The 16,920-nt window shown below is 72.3% G+C and carries 18 protein-coding genes; 9 read left to right on the plus strand and 9 right to left on the minus strand.

The features are described from left to right. Positions 1 to 11: 11 nt before the first annotated feature. Positions 12 to 647 (plus strand): MerR family transcriptional regulator, encoded by a 636-nt coding sequence (locus tag E6P78_RS08665; RefSeq protein ID WP_136203111.1) that lies wholly within the window; start codon positions 12 to 14, stop codon positions 645 to 647. A 163-nt stretch (positions 648 to 810) separates the two neighbouring features. Here the strand turns inward: E6P78_RS08665 and E6P78_RS08670 are convergent, their stop codons facing one another. Next, on the minus strand, positions 811 to 1,626 hold the full coding sequence (locus E6P78_RS08670) for an exodeoxyribonuclease III (RefSeq protein WP_136202941.1): 816 nt from the start codon (positions 1,624 to 1,626) through the stop codon (positions 811 to 813). Positions 1,627 to 1,675: 49 nt separating this feature from the next. On the opposite strand from E6P78_RS08670, the gene E6P78_RS08675 reads away from it, so the two are divergent. Beyond that, positions 1,676 to 2,170 carry a GNAT family N-acetyltransferase gene (locus tag E6P78_RS08675; RefSeq protein WP_136202942.1) on the plus strand — a complete coding sequence of 165 codons (495 nt, stop codon included), beginning with the start codon at positions 1,676 to 1,678 and terminating at the stop codon, positions 2,168 to 2,170. Between the two features lie 124 nt (positions 2,171 to 2,294). Here the strand turns inward: E6P78_RS08675 and E6P78_RS08680 are convergent, their stop codons facing one another. Next, positions 2,295 to 2,735 carry a hypothetical protein gene (locus tag E6P78_RS08680; protein WP_136202943.1) on the minus strand — a complete coding sequence of 147 codons (441 nt, stop codon included), beginning with the start codon at positions 2,733 to 2,735 and terminating at the stop codon, positions 2,295 to 2,297. A 152-nt stretch (positions 2,736 to 2,887) separates the two neighbouring features. On the opposite strand from E6P78_RS08680, the gene E6P78_RS08685 reads away from it, so the two are divergent. Together E6P78_RS08685 and E6P78_RS08690 are read left to right on the plus strand one after the other, a co-directional pair. Then, entirely contained in the window at positions 2,888 to 4,135 is a 1,248-nt protein-coding gene (locus tag E6P78_RS08685) for a histidine kinase (RefSeq protein WP_136202944.1), read from the plus strand. Next, complete coding sequence (locus E6P78_RS08690; RefSeq protein ID WP_136202945.1) at positions 4,120 to 4,767, plus strand: response regulator transcription factor; 648 nt, start codon at positions 4,120 to 4,122, stop codon at positions 4,765 to 4,767. Before E6P78_RS08685 ends, E6P78_RS08690 begins: the two co-directional genes overlap by 16 nt. Positions 4,768 to 4,821: 54 nt before the next feature. Here the strand turns inward: E6P78_RS08690 and E6P78_RS08695 are convergent, their stop codons facing one another. From E6P78_RS08695 to E6P78_RS08725, 7 genes are read right to left on the minus strand one after another with little or no spacing between them, the layout of a single operon-like run. Further along, positions 4,822 to 5,256, minus strand: a complete 435-nt coding sequence (locus E6P78_RS08695) for a DUF4913 domain-containing protein (protein WP_240799111.1) — start codon at positions 5,254 to 5,256, stop codon at positions 4,822 to 4,824. Then, the gene (locus E6P78_RS08700) at positions 5,253 to 6,998 is read right to left on the minus strand and encodes a TraM recognition domain-containing protein (RefSeq protein WP_136202946.1); all 1,746 of its coding nucleotides are present in this window, start codon (positions 6,996 to 6,998) and stop codon (positions 5,253 to 5,255) included. The genes E6P78_RS08695 and E6P78_RS08700 overlap by 4 nt, the downstream gene beginning before the upstream one ends. Continuing rightward, positions 6,995 to 8,458 (minus strand): ATP/GTP-binding protein, encoded by a 1,464-nt coding sequence (locus E6P78_RS08705; RefSeq protein ID WP_136202947.1) that lies wholly within the window; start codon positions 8,456 to 8,458, stop codon positions 6,995 to 6,997. Before E6P78_RS08705 ends, E6P78_RS08700 begins: the two co-directional genes overlap by 4 nt. A 26-nt stretch (positions 8,459 to 8,484) precedes the next feature. Then, a complete protein-coding gene (locus E6P78_RS08710; protein WP_206307758.1) occupies positions 8,485 to 9,984 on the minus strand; it encodes an SCO6880 family protein in 1,500 nt (499 codons plus the stop codon). Continuing rightward, complete coding sequence (locus E6P78_RS08715) at positions 9,971 to 11,197, minus strand: hypothetical protein (RefSeq protein ID WP_136202948.1); 1,227 nt, start codon at positions 11,195 to 11,197, stop codon at positions 9,971 to 9,973. The genes E6P78_RS08710 and E6P78_RS08715 overlap by 14 nt, the downstream gene beginning before the upstream one ends. Before the next feature lie 6 nt (positions 11,198 to 11,203). Further along, positions 11,204 to 12,007 carry a hypothetical protein gene (locus E6P78_RS08720; protein ID WP_136202949.1) on the minus strand — a complete coding sequence of 268 codons (804 nt, stop codon included), beginning with the start codon at positions 12,005 to 12,007 and terminating at the stop codon, positions 11,204 to 11,206. Positions 12,008 to 12,061: 54 nt separating this feature from the next. After that, positions 12,062 to 12,370, minus strand: coding sequence for a hypothetical protein (locus E6P78_RS08725; protein ID WP_136202950.1), 309 nt, complete (start codon positions 12,368 to 12,370; stop codon positions 12,062 to 12,064). Between the two features lie 285 nt (positions 12,371 to 12,655). Here E6P78_RS08725 and E6P78_RS08730 point away from each other — a divergent pair, with 285 nt between their 5' ends. From E6P78_RS08730 to E6P78_RS08755, 5 genes are all read left to right on the plus strand, one after another. Beyond that, the gene (locus tag E6P78_RS08730) at positions 12,656 to 13,642 is read left to right on the plus strand and encodes a peptidoglycan DD-metalloendopeptidase family protein (RefSeq protein ID WP_240799112.1); all 987 of its coding nucleotides are present in this window, start codon (positions 12,656 to 12,658) and stop codon (positions 13,640 to 13,642) included. 1 nt (position 13,643) lies between these two features. After that, positions 13,644 to 14,279 (plus strand): hypothetical protein, encoded by a 636-nt coding sequence (locus E6P78_RS08735; RefSeq protein ID WP_136202952.1) that lies wholly within the window; start codon positions 13,644 to 13,646, stop codon positions 14,277 to 14,279. 35 nt (positions 14,280 to 14,314) lie between these two features. After that, on the plus strand, positions 14,315 to 15,124 hold the full coding sequence (locus tag E6P78_RS08740; RefSeq protein ID WP_136202953.1) for a hypothetical protein: 810 nt from the start codon (positions 14,315 to 14,317) through the stop codon (positions 15,122 to 15,124). 188 nt (positions 15,125 to 15,312) lie between these two features. Beyond that, on the plus strand, positions 15,313 to 15,936 hold the full coding sequence (locus E6P78_RS32720) for a hypothetical protein (protein WP_168712589.1): 624 nt from the start codon (positions 15,313 to 15,315) through the stop codon (positions 15,934 to 15,936). Further along, complete coding sequence (locus tag E6P78_RS08755) at positions 15,930 to 16,883, plus strand: ATP/GTP-binding protein (protein ID WP_136202956.1); 954 nt, start codon at positions 15,930 to 15,932, stop codon at positions 16,881 to 16,883. Before E6P78_RS32720 ends, E6P78_RS08755 begins: the two co-directional genes overlap by 7 nt. Positions 16,884 to 16,920: the final 37 nt, after the last annotated feature.

Genomic DNA, 16,920 nt, shown 5'->3' on the forward strand with positions numbered 1-16,920 from the left:
GCGAGTACCGCATGGAGGAGCTGGCCAGGGAGGCCGGCATCCCCGTACGGACCCTGCGTTTCTACCGGGAACGCGGCCTGATCTCGCCGCCCCGCCGCGAGGGCCGCATCGCCTGGTACGACGACCACCACCTGGCCCGCCTGCGCACGATCACCGGGCTCCTGGAGCGCGGCCACACCCTGACCGGCATCGCCGACCTGGCCCGCACCTTCGAGAGCGGGCGCGATGTGGCGGAGGTACTGGGTCTGGGCGAGCCGACCGAGGAGGTCCCGGTCCGGCTCACGCCCGAGCAGCTGGCGGACTACTTCGAGGACGAGTCCACGCCGGAGAACCTGGCGACGGCCCTGGAGCTGGGCTACCTCGGCACGGACGGCGAGGAGATCGTCCACATCAGCCGCCGCCTGCTGGAGGTGTCGGCCGAGCTGGTGCGGGAAGGCGTCCCGCTCGCCACGGTCCTCGCCACCGGCCGCCGTGTCCGCGAGCACGCCGAGGCGCTGGCCGACCTCTTCGTCACGGTGCTGCGCGAGCACAGCGCGGAGGCCGAACCGCCCCAACTGCGCCCGCTGGCCCGCGCGGTGATGGACGCGGAACTGTCGATGGCCCTGGACCGGAGGCTACGGCGGGAGCAGCAGCCGGAGGAGGCGTAGGCGGCGCCCGCGACGGCAAGCGGCCGGAGGTGTAAGCGGCCGGTGGCCGGAGGCGTAGGCGTGAGCCGGCCGCCGCCAGGGCAGCCCCGGGGCCGGAAGCGTGAGCCGCCCGCCGCCCGGGTAGGTCCGGGTAGGGGCACGTCGCCCTCGCCCTACCCCGCCCCTACTGCTCGTACACCACCGTCACGGGCGCGTGGTCGCTCCACCGCTCGCCGTGCGTGGCGGCCCGCTCGACCCATGCCTTCACGGCGCGGGCGGCGAGTCCGGGGGTCGCCACCTGGTAGTCGATGCGCCAGCCGGTGTCGTTGTCGAAGGCGCGTCCGCGGTAGGACCACCAGGAGTACGGGCCCTCGACGTGCGGGTGCAGGGCGCGTACGACGTCGACGTACGCGGCCTCGGCGAAGACCCGGCTCAGCCACTCCCGCTCCTCGGGCAGGAAGCCGGAGCTCTTGCGGTTGGCCCGCCAGTTCTTGAGGTCCGCCTCCTCGTGGGCGATGTTCCAGTCGCCGCAGACGACGACCTCGCGGCCCTCGGCGGCGGCGCGTGCCTTCAGCCCGACGAGGTAGAGCAGGAAGGCCGCCATGAAGCGCTCCTTCTCGTCCTGCCGCTCGGTGCCGACCTCGCCGGAGGGCAGGTACAGGCTCGCGACCGTGACGCCGGGCAGGTCGATCTCGACGTACCGCCCGCTCGTGTCGAACTCCTCGCAGCCTGCGTGCCCGTACCCGCCGAAGCCGATCTGCACCCGCTCCGGGGCCCGCCGCGAGTAGACCGAGACCCCGGCCCGGCCCTTGGCGGCGGCCGGTGCGTGGACGGTGTGCCAGCCCTCGGGCTCACGGACCTCCGCCGGCAGCTGCTCGGGCTCGGCGCGTACCTCCTGGAGGCAGATCACGTCGGCGTCGGTCTGCGCCAGCCACTCGACGAAGCCCTTCTTGGCCGCGGCGCGGAGACCGTTTACATTCACGGAGGTCACAGTGAGCATTCCGGCACGATACCGACGATCGATGCCGCATACATGTACGATACCTCGCATGAATATCCACGTCCGGGCCTTCGACCACCCCGATGCCGTCAAACTCAACGATCGCGTGCAGCTCGAATACGCCGAGCGCTACGGCGACGAGGGCGACATCACACCGCTGGACGCGACGATGTTCGACCCCCCTCACGGCCTGTACCTGATCGCGTACGACGCGTCGGACCAGCCGGTCGCCACGGGCGGCTGGCGGGCGCAGGAGCGCAACGAGGAGGGCTACTCGGACGGCGACGCCGAGCTGAAGCGGATGTACGTGATACCCGAGGGGCGCGGCCAGGGTCTGGCCCGCCGCATCCTGGCCGCGCTGGAGGCCGACGCGCGGGCGGCGGGGCGTACGCGCATGGTGCTGGAGACCGGCGACCGGCAGCCGGAGGCGATCGCCCTCTACCTGTCCTGCGGGTACACGCCGTGCGCGAAGTTCGGCCACTACCGGACGTACGACAGCAGCCTCTGCTACGCGAAGCCGCTCCAGGTGGGCGGGGCGGCCTGAAGCACACCCGGGCGACCGCCCCGCCCCACAAGGAGCGGTGAGGGTGGTCCCGTCCCGAGCGCTGCCCTCGCGGTCCGCCGGAACGGCCGTCCTCGCCCGTCTCGGACCACCGGAACGACCGTCCTCAGCCCGCCTTGGGGAACGCCGCCTTCAGGGCCGCGCCCCGGGTGAGGGACGCGACGCGGATCACCGGCAGCACGCAGAGCGTCTGCGCCACCGCGTACCAGGGCGGGCACACGCCCGGGACCAGGTCGATGCCGATGATCGCGATCGGCATGATCACCGCGAGGGTGCTCACGCGATCGAAGGCGCGGCGGGAGCCCTGGGCGGCGGAGGCGGTGATCCGGAGGATCAGGAGCGCGATCAGGGGCAGCAGGGCCGCGCGGACCCACATGAACGTGTTCACCGTGTGGCCGGTGGCCGCCACCACGACGACCGCGGCGAGGGCAGCGGCGCCGAGTACCCCGTAGAGCTTGACGCAGTCGCGCGCCGAGTCGAGGGCCCGTCGGGCCTCGGGGGAGATGGTCAAGGGCCGGCTGTCCCGGCTGTCCGTCTTCGAGTCCATGCCGACGACGCTACGAACCGTGCGTCGGGCTCGGTATGCGTCTGGACGCACAAGGGGGTGGGGCTGGACCCACTCCTTCGCCGACCGGGGCCTCGGGGCGCTCCGCCCGGTGCAGAGTGGGTGCACCGAACGGAACGCGGAGGGGCGGACGGATGAGGGTGCTGGGTTCGTGGCCGGTCCGGGCCGGCGTGGGCTTCGTACGGGCGTGCGCCGTCGCCGCCGTCACGCTGCTGATCCCGGCCGTATGGGCGGGCGCGGTGGCGTGGGGGGTGTGGTGGGGGGCGGTGAACCCGTGGTCGTGGGTGGGGCCCTCCGTGCTGGTGTGCGTGGGCACGCTCGCGTCGGCCCGGCCGGTCTGCCGGGCGGTCCGCTTCCTGGTCGCCCGCTGGTCGGGCACCGAGATCGCGTCCGGTTACCGCGAGGCCCCGCCGGTGACGCGGATGGCCACCGGGTACTGGTGGAACGGCTTCGACTACCACCGCACCAGCCGCGACGCCCTCATGGACCAGCGGTGGCGGCTGCGCTGGAAGGACCCGGCCAACTGGCGCGACCTGCGGTTCACCGCGATCGCCCCGGTGGCGGCGGGGCTCGTGGCGTGCGTCCCGCCGGCGGGGCTCGCGGTGGCCGTCCTGGGGCTCGGCGCCGGGGTCGTCGGCCGGCTCCTCGGCCTCCTCGTGGCCGTCGCCTCCGCCCCGTACGCCTGGCGGCCCGTCGCCCCGGTCGCCGTCCGTTTCCTGCGGCCCTCGGTCAGGATGGCGCTGGCTGACCGGGTGGACGAGCTGACCGGGCAGCGGGCGGACGCGACGGTCGCACAGGCCGCCGAGATCCGCCGCATCGAGCGGGACCTGCACGACGGTGCGCAGGCCCGGCTCGTCGCGCTCGGGCTCTCCCTGGCCGTCGTGGAGAAGCTGATGGAGACCGACCCCGTCCGGGCCAGGGCCCTGATGCGCGAAGCGCGGGCCGGCGCGACCGCCTCGCTGGCCGAGCTGCGCGACCTGGTCCACGGCATCAACCCGCCCGTGCTCAACGACCGGGGCCTGGTCGACGCCGTACGGGCGCTGGCCCTGGACAGCCCGCTCGAAACGGAGGTGAGCGCCGACGTCCCGCAGCGGCTGGACGCGCCCGTCGAGTCGGCGGTGTACTTCGGCGTCGCCGAACTGCTCGCCAACGCGGTCAAGCACGCCCACGCGACCCGGCTGCGGATCTCCCTCGCCCGGGACGGTACCGACCTCGTGGTCGAGACCGAGGACGACGGGCGCGGCGGGGCCGTCGTCCGGGACGGCGGCGGGCTCGCCGGGCTGCGGCGGCGCCTGGCGGTCTTCGACGGCACCCTGGACCTCACGAGTCCGGCCGGCGGCCCGACCCGGGCGAGGATCATGGTGCCATGCGAATCGTTGTAGCCGAGGACCTCTATCTCCTGCGCGACGGCATGGTCCGCCTCATCGAGGCGTACGGCCACGAGGTGGTGGCGACGGCCGCCACCGGCCCCGAGACCCTGGACGCCCTGCGCGCGTGGCGGCCGGACGTCGCCGTGGTCGATGTCCGCATGCCGCCGACGCAGACGGACGAGGGCCTGCGAGCCGCCCTCGCCGCCCGCGCCGACGTCCCCGGCCTGCCCGTCCTGGTCCTGTCCCAGTACGTGGAGCAGTTGTACGCCCGCGAGTTGCTGGCCGACGGCTCGGGCGGCGTCGGCTACTTCCTGAAGGAGAGCGTGTTCGACGCCGACCAGTTCCTCGACGCGCTGGAGCGGGTCGCGGCCGGGGGCACGGCCATGGACCCGGCGGTCATCGCGAAGCTGCTCTCCAGCGGCTCGTCCCACCGCCGCCTCGGCGGGCTCACCGAGCGCGAGCACTCCGTACTGGCCCTCATGGCCGAGGGCCTGTCCAACCAGGCCATCGCACGACGGCTGTTCCTCAGCGACAGCGCCATCAGCAAGTACACGACCTCGCTGTTCGGCAAGCTCGGCATCACGGACGACGGGACCGGCAACCGCCGCGTGCTGGCGGTGCTGGCCTACCTGAACGGGCCGTGAGACCCGGGCCGAACGCCCGGGGCCCGTCCCCGGTGGGCGCGTTCCGTCCGCCGGCTACCGGCCCGTCCCGTCCTCACGCGCCATGAACGCGGTCCCGGTCCACATCGCCGGGTCCGAGGGCTCCACCGGCAGCGGGGGGTGCGGGTAGGCGGTGTGGCCGTCGGCGGGGGAACAGGCGGAGAAGGGGCCGGTGTCGGCGTCGAGCAGGGCGTTGAGGTGCGGGTCGCAGTGGTAGAGCCACCAGGTCGACATGCCGAGGTTCGCGTCCAGGCGCAGGTGTTCCCAGGCCCGCCACACGGCGTCCAGGCGGGAGATCGCCTCCGCGTGTTTCCACCAGGCGGGGCACCAGGTCAGCGTGGTGCCGTTGATGCGGCGGCGGATCAGCTGGGCGAGATGGTCGGTGACGAACGCGTCGAGGGAGGCGAAGACCGGCTCCTCGCTCTCCGCCTCGGCGTACGCCTCGTCGGTGTCCTGCCAGATGTCGGTCACGGGCGGGCTCCGGGGTCGTGGTCCTTGAGCGAGGCGCGTACGTCCTCCGCGTACGGGCCCTCCCACCAGGGGATGGTCGCGACCAGGACAGGTGGGGTGCCGGAGGCCAGTACCAGGGCGCGGCCGGGCGGCATCGCGCCGAGGTCGGCGACGTCCAGGACGCGTTCGCGGCGTGGGGAGTGGTTGGTGGAGCGGTTGGAGAACAGTCCCATGCCGGACTGGGCCGGCTGGTAGGAGACCGCGACGGTCTCGGCCTCGAATTCCCCGGCCAGCTGGGAGAGGTCGCCGAGGAAGCGGGTGTCGGATACGCCTCCCCCGTACAGCCGGATGTTGGCCGCCGACCAGAGCTTCTCCATGCCCTTCTCGCCCCAGACCTCGATGCCCTGGGCCCAGGACTGCAGGATCGTCATGAGGATGATGCCGCGCGAGCCGTAGTGGGAGTACAGGTCGGGCAGGTCCGCCCAGCGGCAGACGTTCGCCGCCTCGTCCAGGACGCCGAGCAGGGGAACGGTCAGCCGGCCGCCGGGCTGTACGGTCGCGGCCTCCTCGGCCGCCTCCACGACGGCGACGGTCAGGGCGGTCACCAGCGGGCCCGCGGAGTCCTTGCCCTCCCGGGAGAGGGAGTACAGGGTGCCGGTGTTGTCGGCGACGAAGTCCGCGGGCACGAATTCTCGGCGCTTGGCCATGGACCTGCCCTGGGTGATCCAGGGGTGGACGGCCGGGTTCACCAGGCACGAGGCCATCTGCATCGCGGTGCCGTAGATGCCGCCGCGCTGCTTCTCCGGGGCCGTGACGACCCCTTCGACGGCGTCGGCGGGCAGTGCGTGGCCGTGTGTGCGCAGGATGCGGACGGGGGTGTCGTCCTTGGGCTTGGTCAGCCACTGGTAGACCTGGGTGATGGGGGCCTTGGACTCGGCGGCCGCCAGGAGCAGGTTCGCCAGGAGGTCCTGTCCGGCCGGTTCGAAGAACGCGTCGGTGCTGGCGCCCTGCTCGCGTGAGCCCATCGCGAAGTGGCCGGCCAGCTTCCGGGCGCGCGAGACGTCCGTGACGTATCCCAGGGGGTTCCACCACCAGGACGGGGGCTCTCCGGCCCGGCCCTGCGGGTCGAAGACCCAGACCTCTCCCTTGGCGGCGCGCGGGCCTCGTGTGGCGTCGACGACGTCGCGCTTGTTGGAGGTGACCAGTACGGAGCCGGGCGCGTCGAGGATCGCGGGGATCGCCCGCCGGGTGGTCTTGCCGGTGCGGGGGCCCCAGATGTCGATGTGCATGTCCTCGAAGGACCCGTACAGCGGGCGTGCGCCGTTCACGGTCCGTCCGATGAACACGCCGGGTGTCGCGGACCTCGTGCCCAGGCGGGCCGCGGTGGCGGTGGCGCCCTTGGCGCTGAGCTTGTCGAGGTCCTTGCCCCGGCCCAGGTGGCGGGCCGCGCGGTCGATCCCGGGGCGGGCGTCGCTCCGCAGGCGGGCGCGTACGACGAGCGCGGCGGCCACGAGGATCACGAGCCCTTCCGCCGCTGCGACGAGCGTGGCCGGTGTCCCGGGCCATCGCGACGTGCCGCCGGGCAGCCCGATGGCGTAGGTGAACGGGTTGGCGGCCGGCGCGGGCCGGTCGTTGATCGCGGCCCCCGCCAGGGCGGCGGTCCAACAGCCCACCACGGCGAGGACGACGGTGAGCACCAGTCCCAGGAAGAGGAAGGGGCCCGCCTCCGAACCGGCCCCCCGCTTCCCTTCGGTGGCGGTCATCTGGCGGCCCACCTGCGGTTGGTGTCGTTGACGGCCAGTTCGGCCCGGGTCAGCTCCACCTGTAGCGGGATGCCGGGCCGCCCGCCGACCTTGATGAGGAACTTGCCCCGGCCGGGCGGCGGTGCCTCACGGCCGGCGCCCGCGTCCCAGGCGGGCGGTGTCGACCATCCGCTGATCATTTCCTGTTCGACGCCCGACATGGCGACCACCTGGTTCAGCTGGGGCATCTCGGCTCCGGGAAGCCCACCGCAGATCACCATGCCGGCGCGTTCCACGAAGCCCTTGGCCTTCATCCGGTCCTCCTCCGCGGACAGCGCGAGCAGGTCGGACATGGTGTGGGTGATCATCGCCATGCCGACGCCGCGCTGCCGGTTGAGGCGGGTCAGCGCGTCGACCCGGTCGACCAGGCCGCGCCCGGCCCGCAGCACCCGCCACAGCTCGTCGAGGATGACGAAGTAGTGGCGCTGGGGTTCGAGACCGGCGTCGGCGAGGGCCTGCGAGGCGGCCACGGCGCTGAACCCGTATGTCCAGCAGGACAGCAACGCCGCGGCCTGGAGCAGGACTTCGGAGTCGTCGATGGAGGAGACGTCGAAGCACACGGGCCGGTCGGTGTTCATGGGGACCGAGGTGGGGTGGGCGAACATGTCGCCGAGGCGGCCCTGCCCGAGGAGTCCGGTCAGCGAGGACTCCAGCGACTCGGTGATGTCCCGGTAGCGGCCGAGGCTGCCCCGGTCCAGGGCGACGGACCTCACGAGTTCCGGCGCCTCGTGCACGACCCGCAGGAGGTCGGCCATGACGGGGCTGCCGTCGTGCCGGTCGTCGAGGACCGTCAGGGCGGCGGCGATGATCGTCTCCTCCCGGTCGCTCGGTGGTTCGCCCCGGGAGATCGTCAGCAGCGCGGACACGGCGTTCAGCCGGCGCCCGTGCGCGTCGGCGATGAGCGCGCGCCTGGCCTCGCCGGTCAGCCGGGCGGCGGCGTCCGCGGCGATCGAGGTGTCGAGCGGATTGAGGTAGCCGCGGCCCCGGCCCAGGGTGATGACCTGCCCGCCGAGGGCGGCGACCAGGTCGGCGTAGTCGGGCTTGAGGTCGCCGAAGACCATGGGGTAGGTGCCGTACCCGGCCAGGCCGAGCGCCATCCGGCGCACCACCGTCGACTTCCCCAGCCCCGGCTTCCCGAGCACGAACGCGGACGGGTTGAGGAGCAGGTTGGCACGCTGGAACCAGGAGATGGGATCGCAGCACACCGCCGCGCCGGAGATCAGGTCGCGGCCCAGCGGCACCCCGACCATGGGGGTGCCGGAGCCGGCCGCGAACGGCCACATCCCGCAGACCTGCACGGTGGTCCCCCGCCATTCGGGGGCGGCCTCGACATACGCGGCGCTCCCCGCGCCCCGGCCCGGCCAGCCCCGCCAGCCCGGGCGCGGGGGCCGGGGCGCGGCGGGGGTCTTCTGCTTGGCCAACGTCTTCTCCCCTTGCGGCTTACGGGCTACATGGCGTCGCGTACGGCTTGAGGTACGCGCAGGTGGTGCGGCAGCACGATGCCGATGGGCAGGGCGGCGGCGAATGCGGAGGCCTGGGAGCCGTGCACGCGGCGCAGCGCGACCCGGGCGGGTGCGGACAGGTTGTCGACGGCTGCGGCAGCGCGCTCGAGGTCGTCGCGGTCCAGTACGGTCGCGGTGACCAGCATCCCGAAGCGGACGACGCCGGCTCCGGTCGCCTCTTCTCTGGCCGCCTGCTCGGCGGCGCGGACGCCGACGGAGTCGCGGGCGTTCTCGACCTTGGCCTGCTGGGCCTTGAACAGGGCGTCCTTGTGGTCGCGTTCGACGACCCTGGCGGCGGTGGCCGGGTCGTGCGGGCGGTAGAGGAGGGTGACGCGCTTCCGGCTGATGTCGGGGTGCGGCAGCAGCAGCGAGGTCAGCACGGAGGAGAAGACCTCGCCGCGCGGGGCCTCGCTCATCGACCAGGTGATGGAGTGCGCGCCGTCGTGCCGGTAGTGGTCCCAGGCCTCTTCGGCGCCGATGGGGCCCGCGTCGTTCCAGGTGATGCCGGTGCCTCCGTCGCCGCGGGCCTCCTCGACCAGGACGGAGACCGAGGGGTCGTACGCCACCCTGACCGCGTCGGTGAGGTCGGCGGCGCTCATCGGGCGTGCCGGTCCCGCCCCGGTCATCGAGAGGTTGGAGGCCAGGCCGGGCAGGCGCAGGCCGATGAGTTCGGACATCGCGGCGATGTCGCGCCGCTTCTGTCCGGGGCGGGCCGCGCCGGAGTAGGTGAGTGCGATGCGGGTGGTCAGCGTCGCGGAGCCCGCCGGGTAGGTGCGCATGACCTCGTGCAGGACCTCCTGCGCGAGCGCGGGGGCGGCCGGGTCGATGTTGTCCGTGATCTCGCGTTCCAGGCGGGTGCCGGGGTCGGGGGCGGCCTCGATGGTCACCGAGCAGGCGACGAGGCCGGGTTCGTAGGCGAGGGAGGCCAGCCACTGCCCCCAGTGCGCCACCCAGGTGTCGACCTGGTCCTCGTCGACGAGGGAGGCGCCGTCGGCGTCGCACTGGAGGACGGCGGTGTGGTGGTTGGTCGAGGGGACGCTCAGCAGGGCGAAGGGGTTGCCGTGGGCGTCGGTGCCTTCGGCGAGTGTGGATGCCGCTGCCAGGCCGGGGAGTTGGCAGGTACCGTGCGCGGTGCGGCCCAGGGGGCCGGACCGGTAGACGTTCTTCCCGGACGACTTTCCGCGTGCGAACGCGAACCGTGCGGTGGAGCGTTGCAGGCCGTTGCGGCCGTGCCGGTCGCGCAGCAGCAGGGGCACCAGGGCCAGGGCGACGACCACTCCGAAGGCCACGGCGAGCCAGATCGAAACGAGCATGGCCAGGACGACCAGGACCATTCCGCCGAGCAGCACCATGGTGCCCGCCATGCCGAGCCCGTGAATGCCCGGTGAGGTGGGTTTGCGCCAGTTGCCGTACGTGCGCGGCCCGCTGATCTCACTCGCTGCCACTGGGGCCCCCGTTCGCTGAGTTGTCCACGGCCTTGCGCGCCGCGCCCTTCGCACCCTTGACCGCGGCGGCGGTGACCGCCACGGCGATGCCGACCGGGCCGGCGGCGGCCGCCCCCTTCATGGCAACCCCTCCCGATGCCTTCGCTGTCGTGGAGATGGAGGCGCTGCTCTTCATCGCTCCTCCGGTGCCGCCGGGGGTGGGGCGGGCGCCCATGGGCGGCTTCGGACCGCCCGAAGGCGCGGGCCCGGCAGAGGAGTTGCGCATCTGTCCGACGCGTTTGGCGCCGGACGCGACGGCCCGGCCCATGCCGGCCGCCGCCCCGCCCCCGGCGCCGCCGGAACCGGCGGCCTGCACCAGGGGGGTGGTGAAGCGCATCAGTGCGGGCAGGGCGACGAGGGCCAGGATCATCAGCATGATCCCGCAGATCGACATCAGCATGGTGCCGGAGTCGGCCTCGCCGTCGCCCGCCACGGCGGTCATCCGGATCGCGGTCGCGTAGACGATCGCGGCCGCGGGCTTGTAGAGGATGAAGGCGATCAGCCAGCCCAGCGACTTGCGGAACCAGGCCTGCCCGGCGGCGGTCGATGACGCGGCGGCGCTCAGCGGCAGGGTGCCGACCAGGAGCACCAGCATGGCCGTCCGCACCATCATGAGTCCGACCTGGGCGATGCAGGCCAGGGTGGCGATCAGTGCCAGGATCAACGCGATGACGGGGCCGTTGAACCCCACCATCATGGAGAGCCCGAGCCATCCGACGACCGCTTCGCCGAACTCCTTGCCGCCGTACGCCTCCGTGATGATCCACTCGGAGAAGGAGTCCGACGCCTGGGCGAGGAGGTTGAAGCCGCCCACGCTCGCCGCTGTGACGACGGTCAGGGTCAACAGCCCCTTGGCCGCTTCGACGGCGGCCTCACCACGCCGGGTGAGAGCCATCCTGCCTGCCGCTACGAGCAGGCACAGCACGGCTATCCATGTGGTGATCCACCCGGTGTGCAGCCAGATCCATCCGACCGGGTCTCCCTTGACCCCGTTCCCGTTGCCTTCGAGGCTGGGGGTGGGGACCTTCACCCACCACGTCATCACGGTCCCGACGAGCTTCCCGAGGCCTTCGGTCAGCCAGTTGACGATTCCGGTGAACGCGCTGGCGCCCGCGTCGGAGGCCGTGTCGGCGACGCAGTCCACCCAGTTCATGGGGTTCCAGCAGCTGCCCATGCGCGATCACCCCCGCGGAAACAGGACGTAGCCGTCAGTGGTGTCCTTGGCGCCGGCGAGTTCGGTCTGGCCGCCGTCCGGGGCCATCTTCTGCTTCCAGTCCCCGCCGTGCCAACGCGCGGTCAGAGGCATCGACAGGACCTTGCCGCCCGGGGTCTGGAACACGAAGTCCACGACCGCGGTGTCCGCCGAGTAGGAGACCAGCTTGTAGCCGGCCAGCTGGGGCAGGCCGAACTCGGGCGGGTAGTCGGATGTCCAGTCGCTGCGGTTGGCCGCGACGGACTGCTCGTACACCGCCTTGGCCTCGTCCGGGAACACCTGCTGTTCGACGACGTCGCGCCAGCCGGCACCGTTGGCGGAGCGGACGGAGATGTTGGCGAGGGCCAGCACCGCTCCGCGCGGGGTGTGCGCGAAGCACCGGGCGACCTGGCCCTCGGTGACGGCCGGGCCCGACCGCTGGGAGAGGGGGAGGTTGAGGGGGCCGAGCTTCTTCCAGCTCAGCCCGGTCGCCCGCAGGTCGAGGATGCTCGCTTCGGAGGTGTCGGTGTCCTTGGGCGCCGGGCAGGACGAGGCGGCGGAGGAGGGGGCCTTCGAGGCGGGGGAGGCAGGTGTGGCCGACGCGCCGGGGGCGGTGGCCACCGGAGGGGGGTCGTCCGCGTCCTTCTCGTCCGACCCGCCGGTCAGCACGACGATGCCGCCGAGCACCGCGATCAGAGCGATCCCCACGGCAGAGGCGACGAAACCCGGCTTGGTGAACGGGCTCCGCTCCTTGTCCGAAGATCCTTCGCCTGCCTGCTCGGAACCGCTCACGGTCCTTCCCCCCCTTGGTACTGCCGGATCACGCGCGCACGAGGCCGCTGGGCCTCAGACCACCAGCGCGGAGACCAGGGCCGAGGCGGCGCCGACCAGGATGCACGCACCCAGGACGTAGGCGAGGCCCGTGGCGTGCTCGCCGCCCTGTCCGCGCTGGTGGGAGATCGCCATTCGGCCGGCGACGACGAGGACTCCCATGACGCACAGACCCAGGACGATCCAGGCCACCCACTGCAGGATCGCCGTCAGCTTGTTGGCACCGGGAGGCTCCACCCCCTGACCGGGGTTCACCACTTCGGCCAGGTGTGCGGGAGCGGCACTCACCGCGTCTCCCGCCGCGATCAAGACGTCATGCAGCATCCGAGCCCCCGGGTTTCCAGCCTCCGCGGATGACATCGCCGAGGCGTAAGCGGCAGAGCGCATCGCTCCACCGCGGTTGATCATAGATGCGAATCGAAAAAGTGTCCCCCGAACAAAGAACTTACATGAACTAGGGTGCACACCAACGGCGTTGCCTCTGCGAACCCGCGGAGGCGCCTCCGCGGCCGGCCGGACGTCCGCCGCGGAGCATGCGGTGATCACGTATTCGGACGTACGGGGGCGTCGGTTCGTATGCAGTCGTCGGCCAGTACAGGCATCGGGTGCGTGGCGGGATTCGTGGCCTGCCTGCTCGGATCGTTCTTCCTGCTGCCCGTTGTCATATTCGGCGGCGGAAACGCGGACCAAGCCGCGGCGGGGCAGCTCAACACCGGTGCGGTGCCCGCGCTCTACCTGCCCTGGGTGCTCAAGGCGGGCGCGATGTGCGACGCGATACCCGCGCCCCTGATCGCCGCCCAGATCGAGCAGGAGTCGGGCTGGAACCCGAACGCGAAGAGCCCCGCGGGCGCGCAGGGGATCTCCCAGTTCATGCCCGGAACCTGGCCCACCTGGGGACGCGACGACGACGGGAACGGCAAGGCCGACCCCTTCGACGCCGGGGACGCGATCATGGCGCAGGGGCGCTACGACTGCTCGCACGCCGATCTGATGGCCGGCTACCTCAAACAGGGCCTGGTCCACGGCCCGTTGATCGACCTCGTCCTGGCCTCCTACAACGCGGGAGCGGGGGCGGTGCTGTCGGCCGGGGGCGTCCCGGACAACGGCGAGACCCCCAACTACGTCAAGGTCATCAACGCGTTGATCGCCAAGTACACCAAGGCCCTGGAGGACAGCGGGGCCGTTCCGGCGGGGCAGCGCCTGGCCGCGCCGCTGCGGGAGAAGGCCCTGATCACCTCTCCGTACGGAGGCAAGCGGCCGAGCAGCGCCTACGGCTACCACACCGGTATCGACTTCGGTGTCGGCCTCGGCACCCCCGTGCACGCCGCGGGCCCCGGCACGGTGACCTTCGCCGGCTGGAACTCCGCCTACGGCAACAGGATCGTCATCCGGCACCCGCAACAGGACGGCAAGAGCGTGGAGAGCACCTACAACCACCTCTTCTCCCTCAGCGTGTCCAAGGGCGACACGGTGGGCGTGGGACAGGTGATCGCGGCGACGGGCAACACTGGTAACTCCACCGGGCCGCACCTGCACTTCGAGGTGCTGTACGGCGGCCAGTTCACCGACCCCGGCCCCTGGATCGGACTGAACTGACATGACCCGACTCCGCACGACCGCCGTCGCGTTCGCGGTCGCCGTGACCCTGGTGCTCGCGGGATGCGCCCGCAGCAAGGACGGCGACGCGGCCCCCACATCACCGGCGAGCCCTTCGGCGCCCCTGGTGAAGGTCCCCGCCGCCTCCTCGCAGCCGCTCGACGCGGACGCCCACGTCCCACGTCCGCGGCAGGTCGACGAACACGACGCGGGCGCCGTGGCCCTGGCCTGGGCCGAGCTCTCCTACGGTTACGACACCGCGTACGACGCGCACCCGCACGCGGCGAGGCTGCGCGCCGCCCGGTACCTGACGCCGGAGAAGGCGGACCTGGCGAAGTCCTACTCCCCCGTCTCCGGGCCCGGCGCCCAGTGGAACGCCTGGGCCTCCCACCGCGCCTGGACCGAGGCGCACGCCGCCCTGGCCGATCCGGACGAGGACGCGGAACCGGACACCGCCACCCGCGCCCACCGTGCCGTCTCGGTCGACGGCACAGCGCACGGCCGCGACGGATGGAAGGGGCCGGGCCCGCGTCTCCACGCCTACCTCACACTCGCCCGGACGGGGAAGGACGCGCCCTGGCGCATACGGGAGACCGACATCGTCGAAGCAGCCACCCCACCGACGGACCGGCCCTGACGCCCACGCCCGCGACCGACCACGAAGGAGTTCTCGTGCCCGACACGGACCCCCGGCAGATCCCCGGCTGGCCCCTGGTCGAGGTCCTGCTCACCCCGGAAGGGGCGGCGACCGTCAACGGTTCCCCCGTACCCGTCCCGGCGGGCGGGAGCGCCCGCGCCGCGGCTCTCGCCCGCGCCGCCGACACCGCGGCCCGTATCGGCCGCCCCGTCCGTACCCGTCTGACGGACGCCGAGGGCGCCGAATGGCTCATCGCGCTCTCCCCCGACGGCACCGAGGCCGTCCTCACCGCACCGGAGCAGAAGGCCAGGTCACGCAAGGAAAAACGGCGGGCGGCCGCACGGCCGCCGGTGACCGGGAGCGAGGCCCGCGCGTCGGAGACGGCCGCCCCCGAACCCGTGGCGCCGGCACCGACGGACACCAGGAGCCGCATCACCGCGGCCGTCGACGCCCGGGACTGGCCCGAGGCCCTGAGGCTGTGCGCCGAACTCGTGGACGCGGCAACGCCGGTGGGGGCCGACCCGGCCTTCGAGATACGGGCCCGGGTCACCGGGCTCTCCGGCGACGGCGCGACCGCGTACGCCCGCTTCCGCGACCTAGCCGACCTGCGCCTCGCCGCCCTCGGCCCGGCGCACCCGCACACCGTTGCGGCGGCCGAGGCGGCCCAGGAGCAATGGGCCCGGCTGGGTCCGGACGAGGCCGCACGCCTCGGCGACGAGGTCTTCGCCCTGCGGGCCCGCGTACCGGGCCCGGACGGCCGGGGGGCGGCGCGCGCTCGGCGTCATCTGCTCGGGCTCCACGCCGGCCGTACCCGCCTCGCAGCCGGTGGGAAGGAGGGCGAGTGAGGGCTGCGTCACGCCCAACACGCCTTTTATCACGCCTAGTTCGAATGAATCGGCTTCACGATTGGGCATGATCCGGGGCGAAAGGTACGTCACGGCAAGCGATGTTCGGAAAATGGGAACCATGCAGGCCAGTAGGCGTCCTAGGCTGGTGACGGGCGGTCAAGAAGTGTTCAGGATCGGGGGTTTCTGTGCATCAGCAACGCATCGCATATGCCGTGAACGGCGGCAGCGAGCGATCGGGCCGGGGAGGCCGCGCCGCCCTCGCGGCGGCGGCCGTGGGACTGCTGTGCGGTCTGACGGCGTGCTCCTCCTCCAGCGGACCCACCAAGGCCGCTCCCACCGCCAAGTCCCGTGCGCCGGCGTCCGCTTCGCCCTCCGCCTCGGCGGAGGACAAGGCGAAGGGACAGGTCGCCGATGTGGTCCGGCGCATGCGCGAGGAGGAGACGAAGGCGCACACGGACCCGGGCAAGGTCACCGACACCGAGCTCACGCACTACGCCACGGACAAGGCGCTGGCCAGCATCAACAACCAGCTCTTCCAGTACGAGCAACTCGGCCTGGTCTTCAGGGGAAGCCCCAAGAGCTCCTTCACCGTCACGGCGGTCAACCTGAAGGGCGACCCCGACAGCGCCACCGTGGAGGAGTGTCTCGACACCACCGGCTGGAAGCCCGTGAACAAGAGCACCGGCAAGGACGTCTCCACGAAGGGGCAGCCCCGCCGGTACGTCATGACGTACCGGGTCGAGGTGTTCGGCAAGAAGGCCCAGTGGATGGTCACGGACCTCAGCAGGGACAAGGGGCGGTCATGCTGAAGCGGACACGTCTGTCCCTCCTGCTGTGCGGCATGGCGTTCAGCGCCATGCTCGTCACCGCCGGGCCTGCCGCCGCCGACCCCACCCCCCGGCCCACCGGCGGCGTCGAGGACTGCGGTCTCGACATCTGCGTGGGTGCCGGCACCGGAACCGGAACCGGCGGTGGCGGTGGCGGCGGCGGCACCTCGGGCGGCTCGACGGGGGGCTCCTCGGACAAGAGCACCACCTGCGAGATCGGCGGCCAGGAAGTCCCCTGCCAGCACGCCATGTGGGGCACGTTCTCCGGCGGCTGCTACTACAAGCTGGCCGACCCCCAGCCCGACGCGAGTTCCGATTACTGGGGGGGCCACAAACCGGGTGACGGCGCCATCTACATGAAGTCGTGTCCGCCCGCGAGCATCGCGAATGGCGACGCGGGCCCCATCATCCAGGGGCTCGTATGGCTGGCGGAGTCGCCGGGCGGCCAGGTCGATCCCGCCGTGCTCGCCCAGCAGGCCATGGACAAGATGACCTTGCGCGGACCCGACATCGGCATGGCCCCCCAGCCGGGCAGCACCGGCGTCGTCGGAATGCCCGTGTGGATGTGGACCGAGGTCGCCGCGGACACCTGGGGACCGAACACCGCGAGCGCGTCCGTGCCCGGGCTGACCGTCACCGCAACCGCCCGCGCCAAGAACATCGTCTGGCACATGGGAGACGGCACGAGCGTGACGTGCACCTCGGCGGGGACCCCGTACCAGAAGACCTACGGCAAGAAGAAGTCGCCGGACTGCGGTCACACGTACCGCACCACCAGCGCACGGCAGAACGGCCAGAAGTTCACCATCACCGCCACCACCACCTGGAACGTGCACTGGGAGGGCGGCGGCCAGTCGGGCGACCTCACCACCACCCGCAGCTCCGGGACCACCGCCCGGATCGGCGAGGTCCAGGTCGTTGGCGACTGACACCGCAGGCCGTCGCACTTTGGGGAAGGACATATCC

Origin of the sequence: Streptomyces sp. A0958 (genome assembly GCF_004795035.1) — a bacterium.
GTDB lineage: Bacteria > Actinomycetota > Actinomycetes > Streptomycetales > Streptomycetaceae > Streptomyces.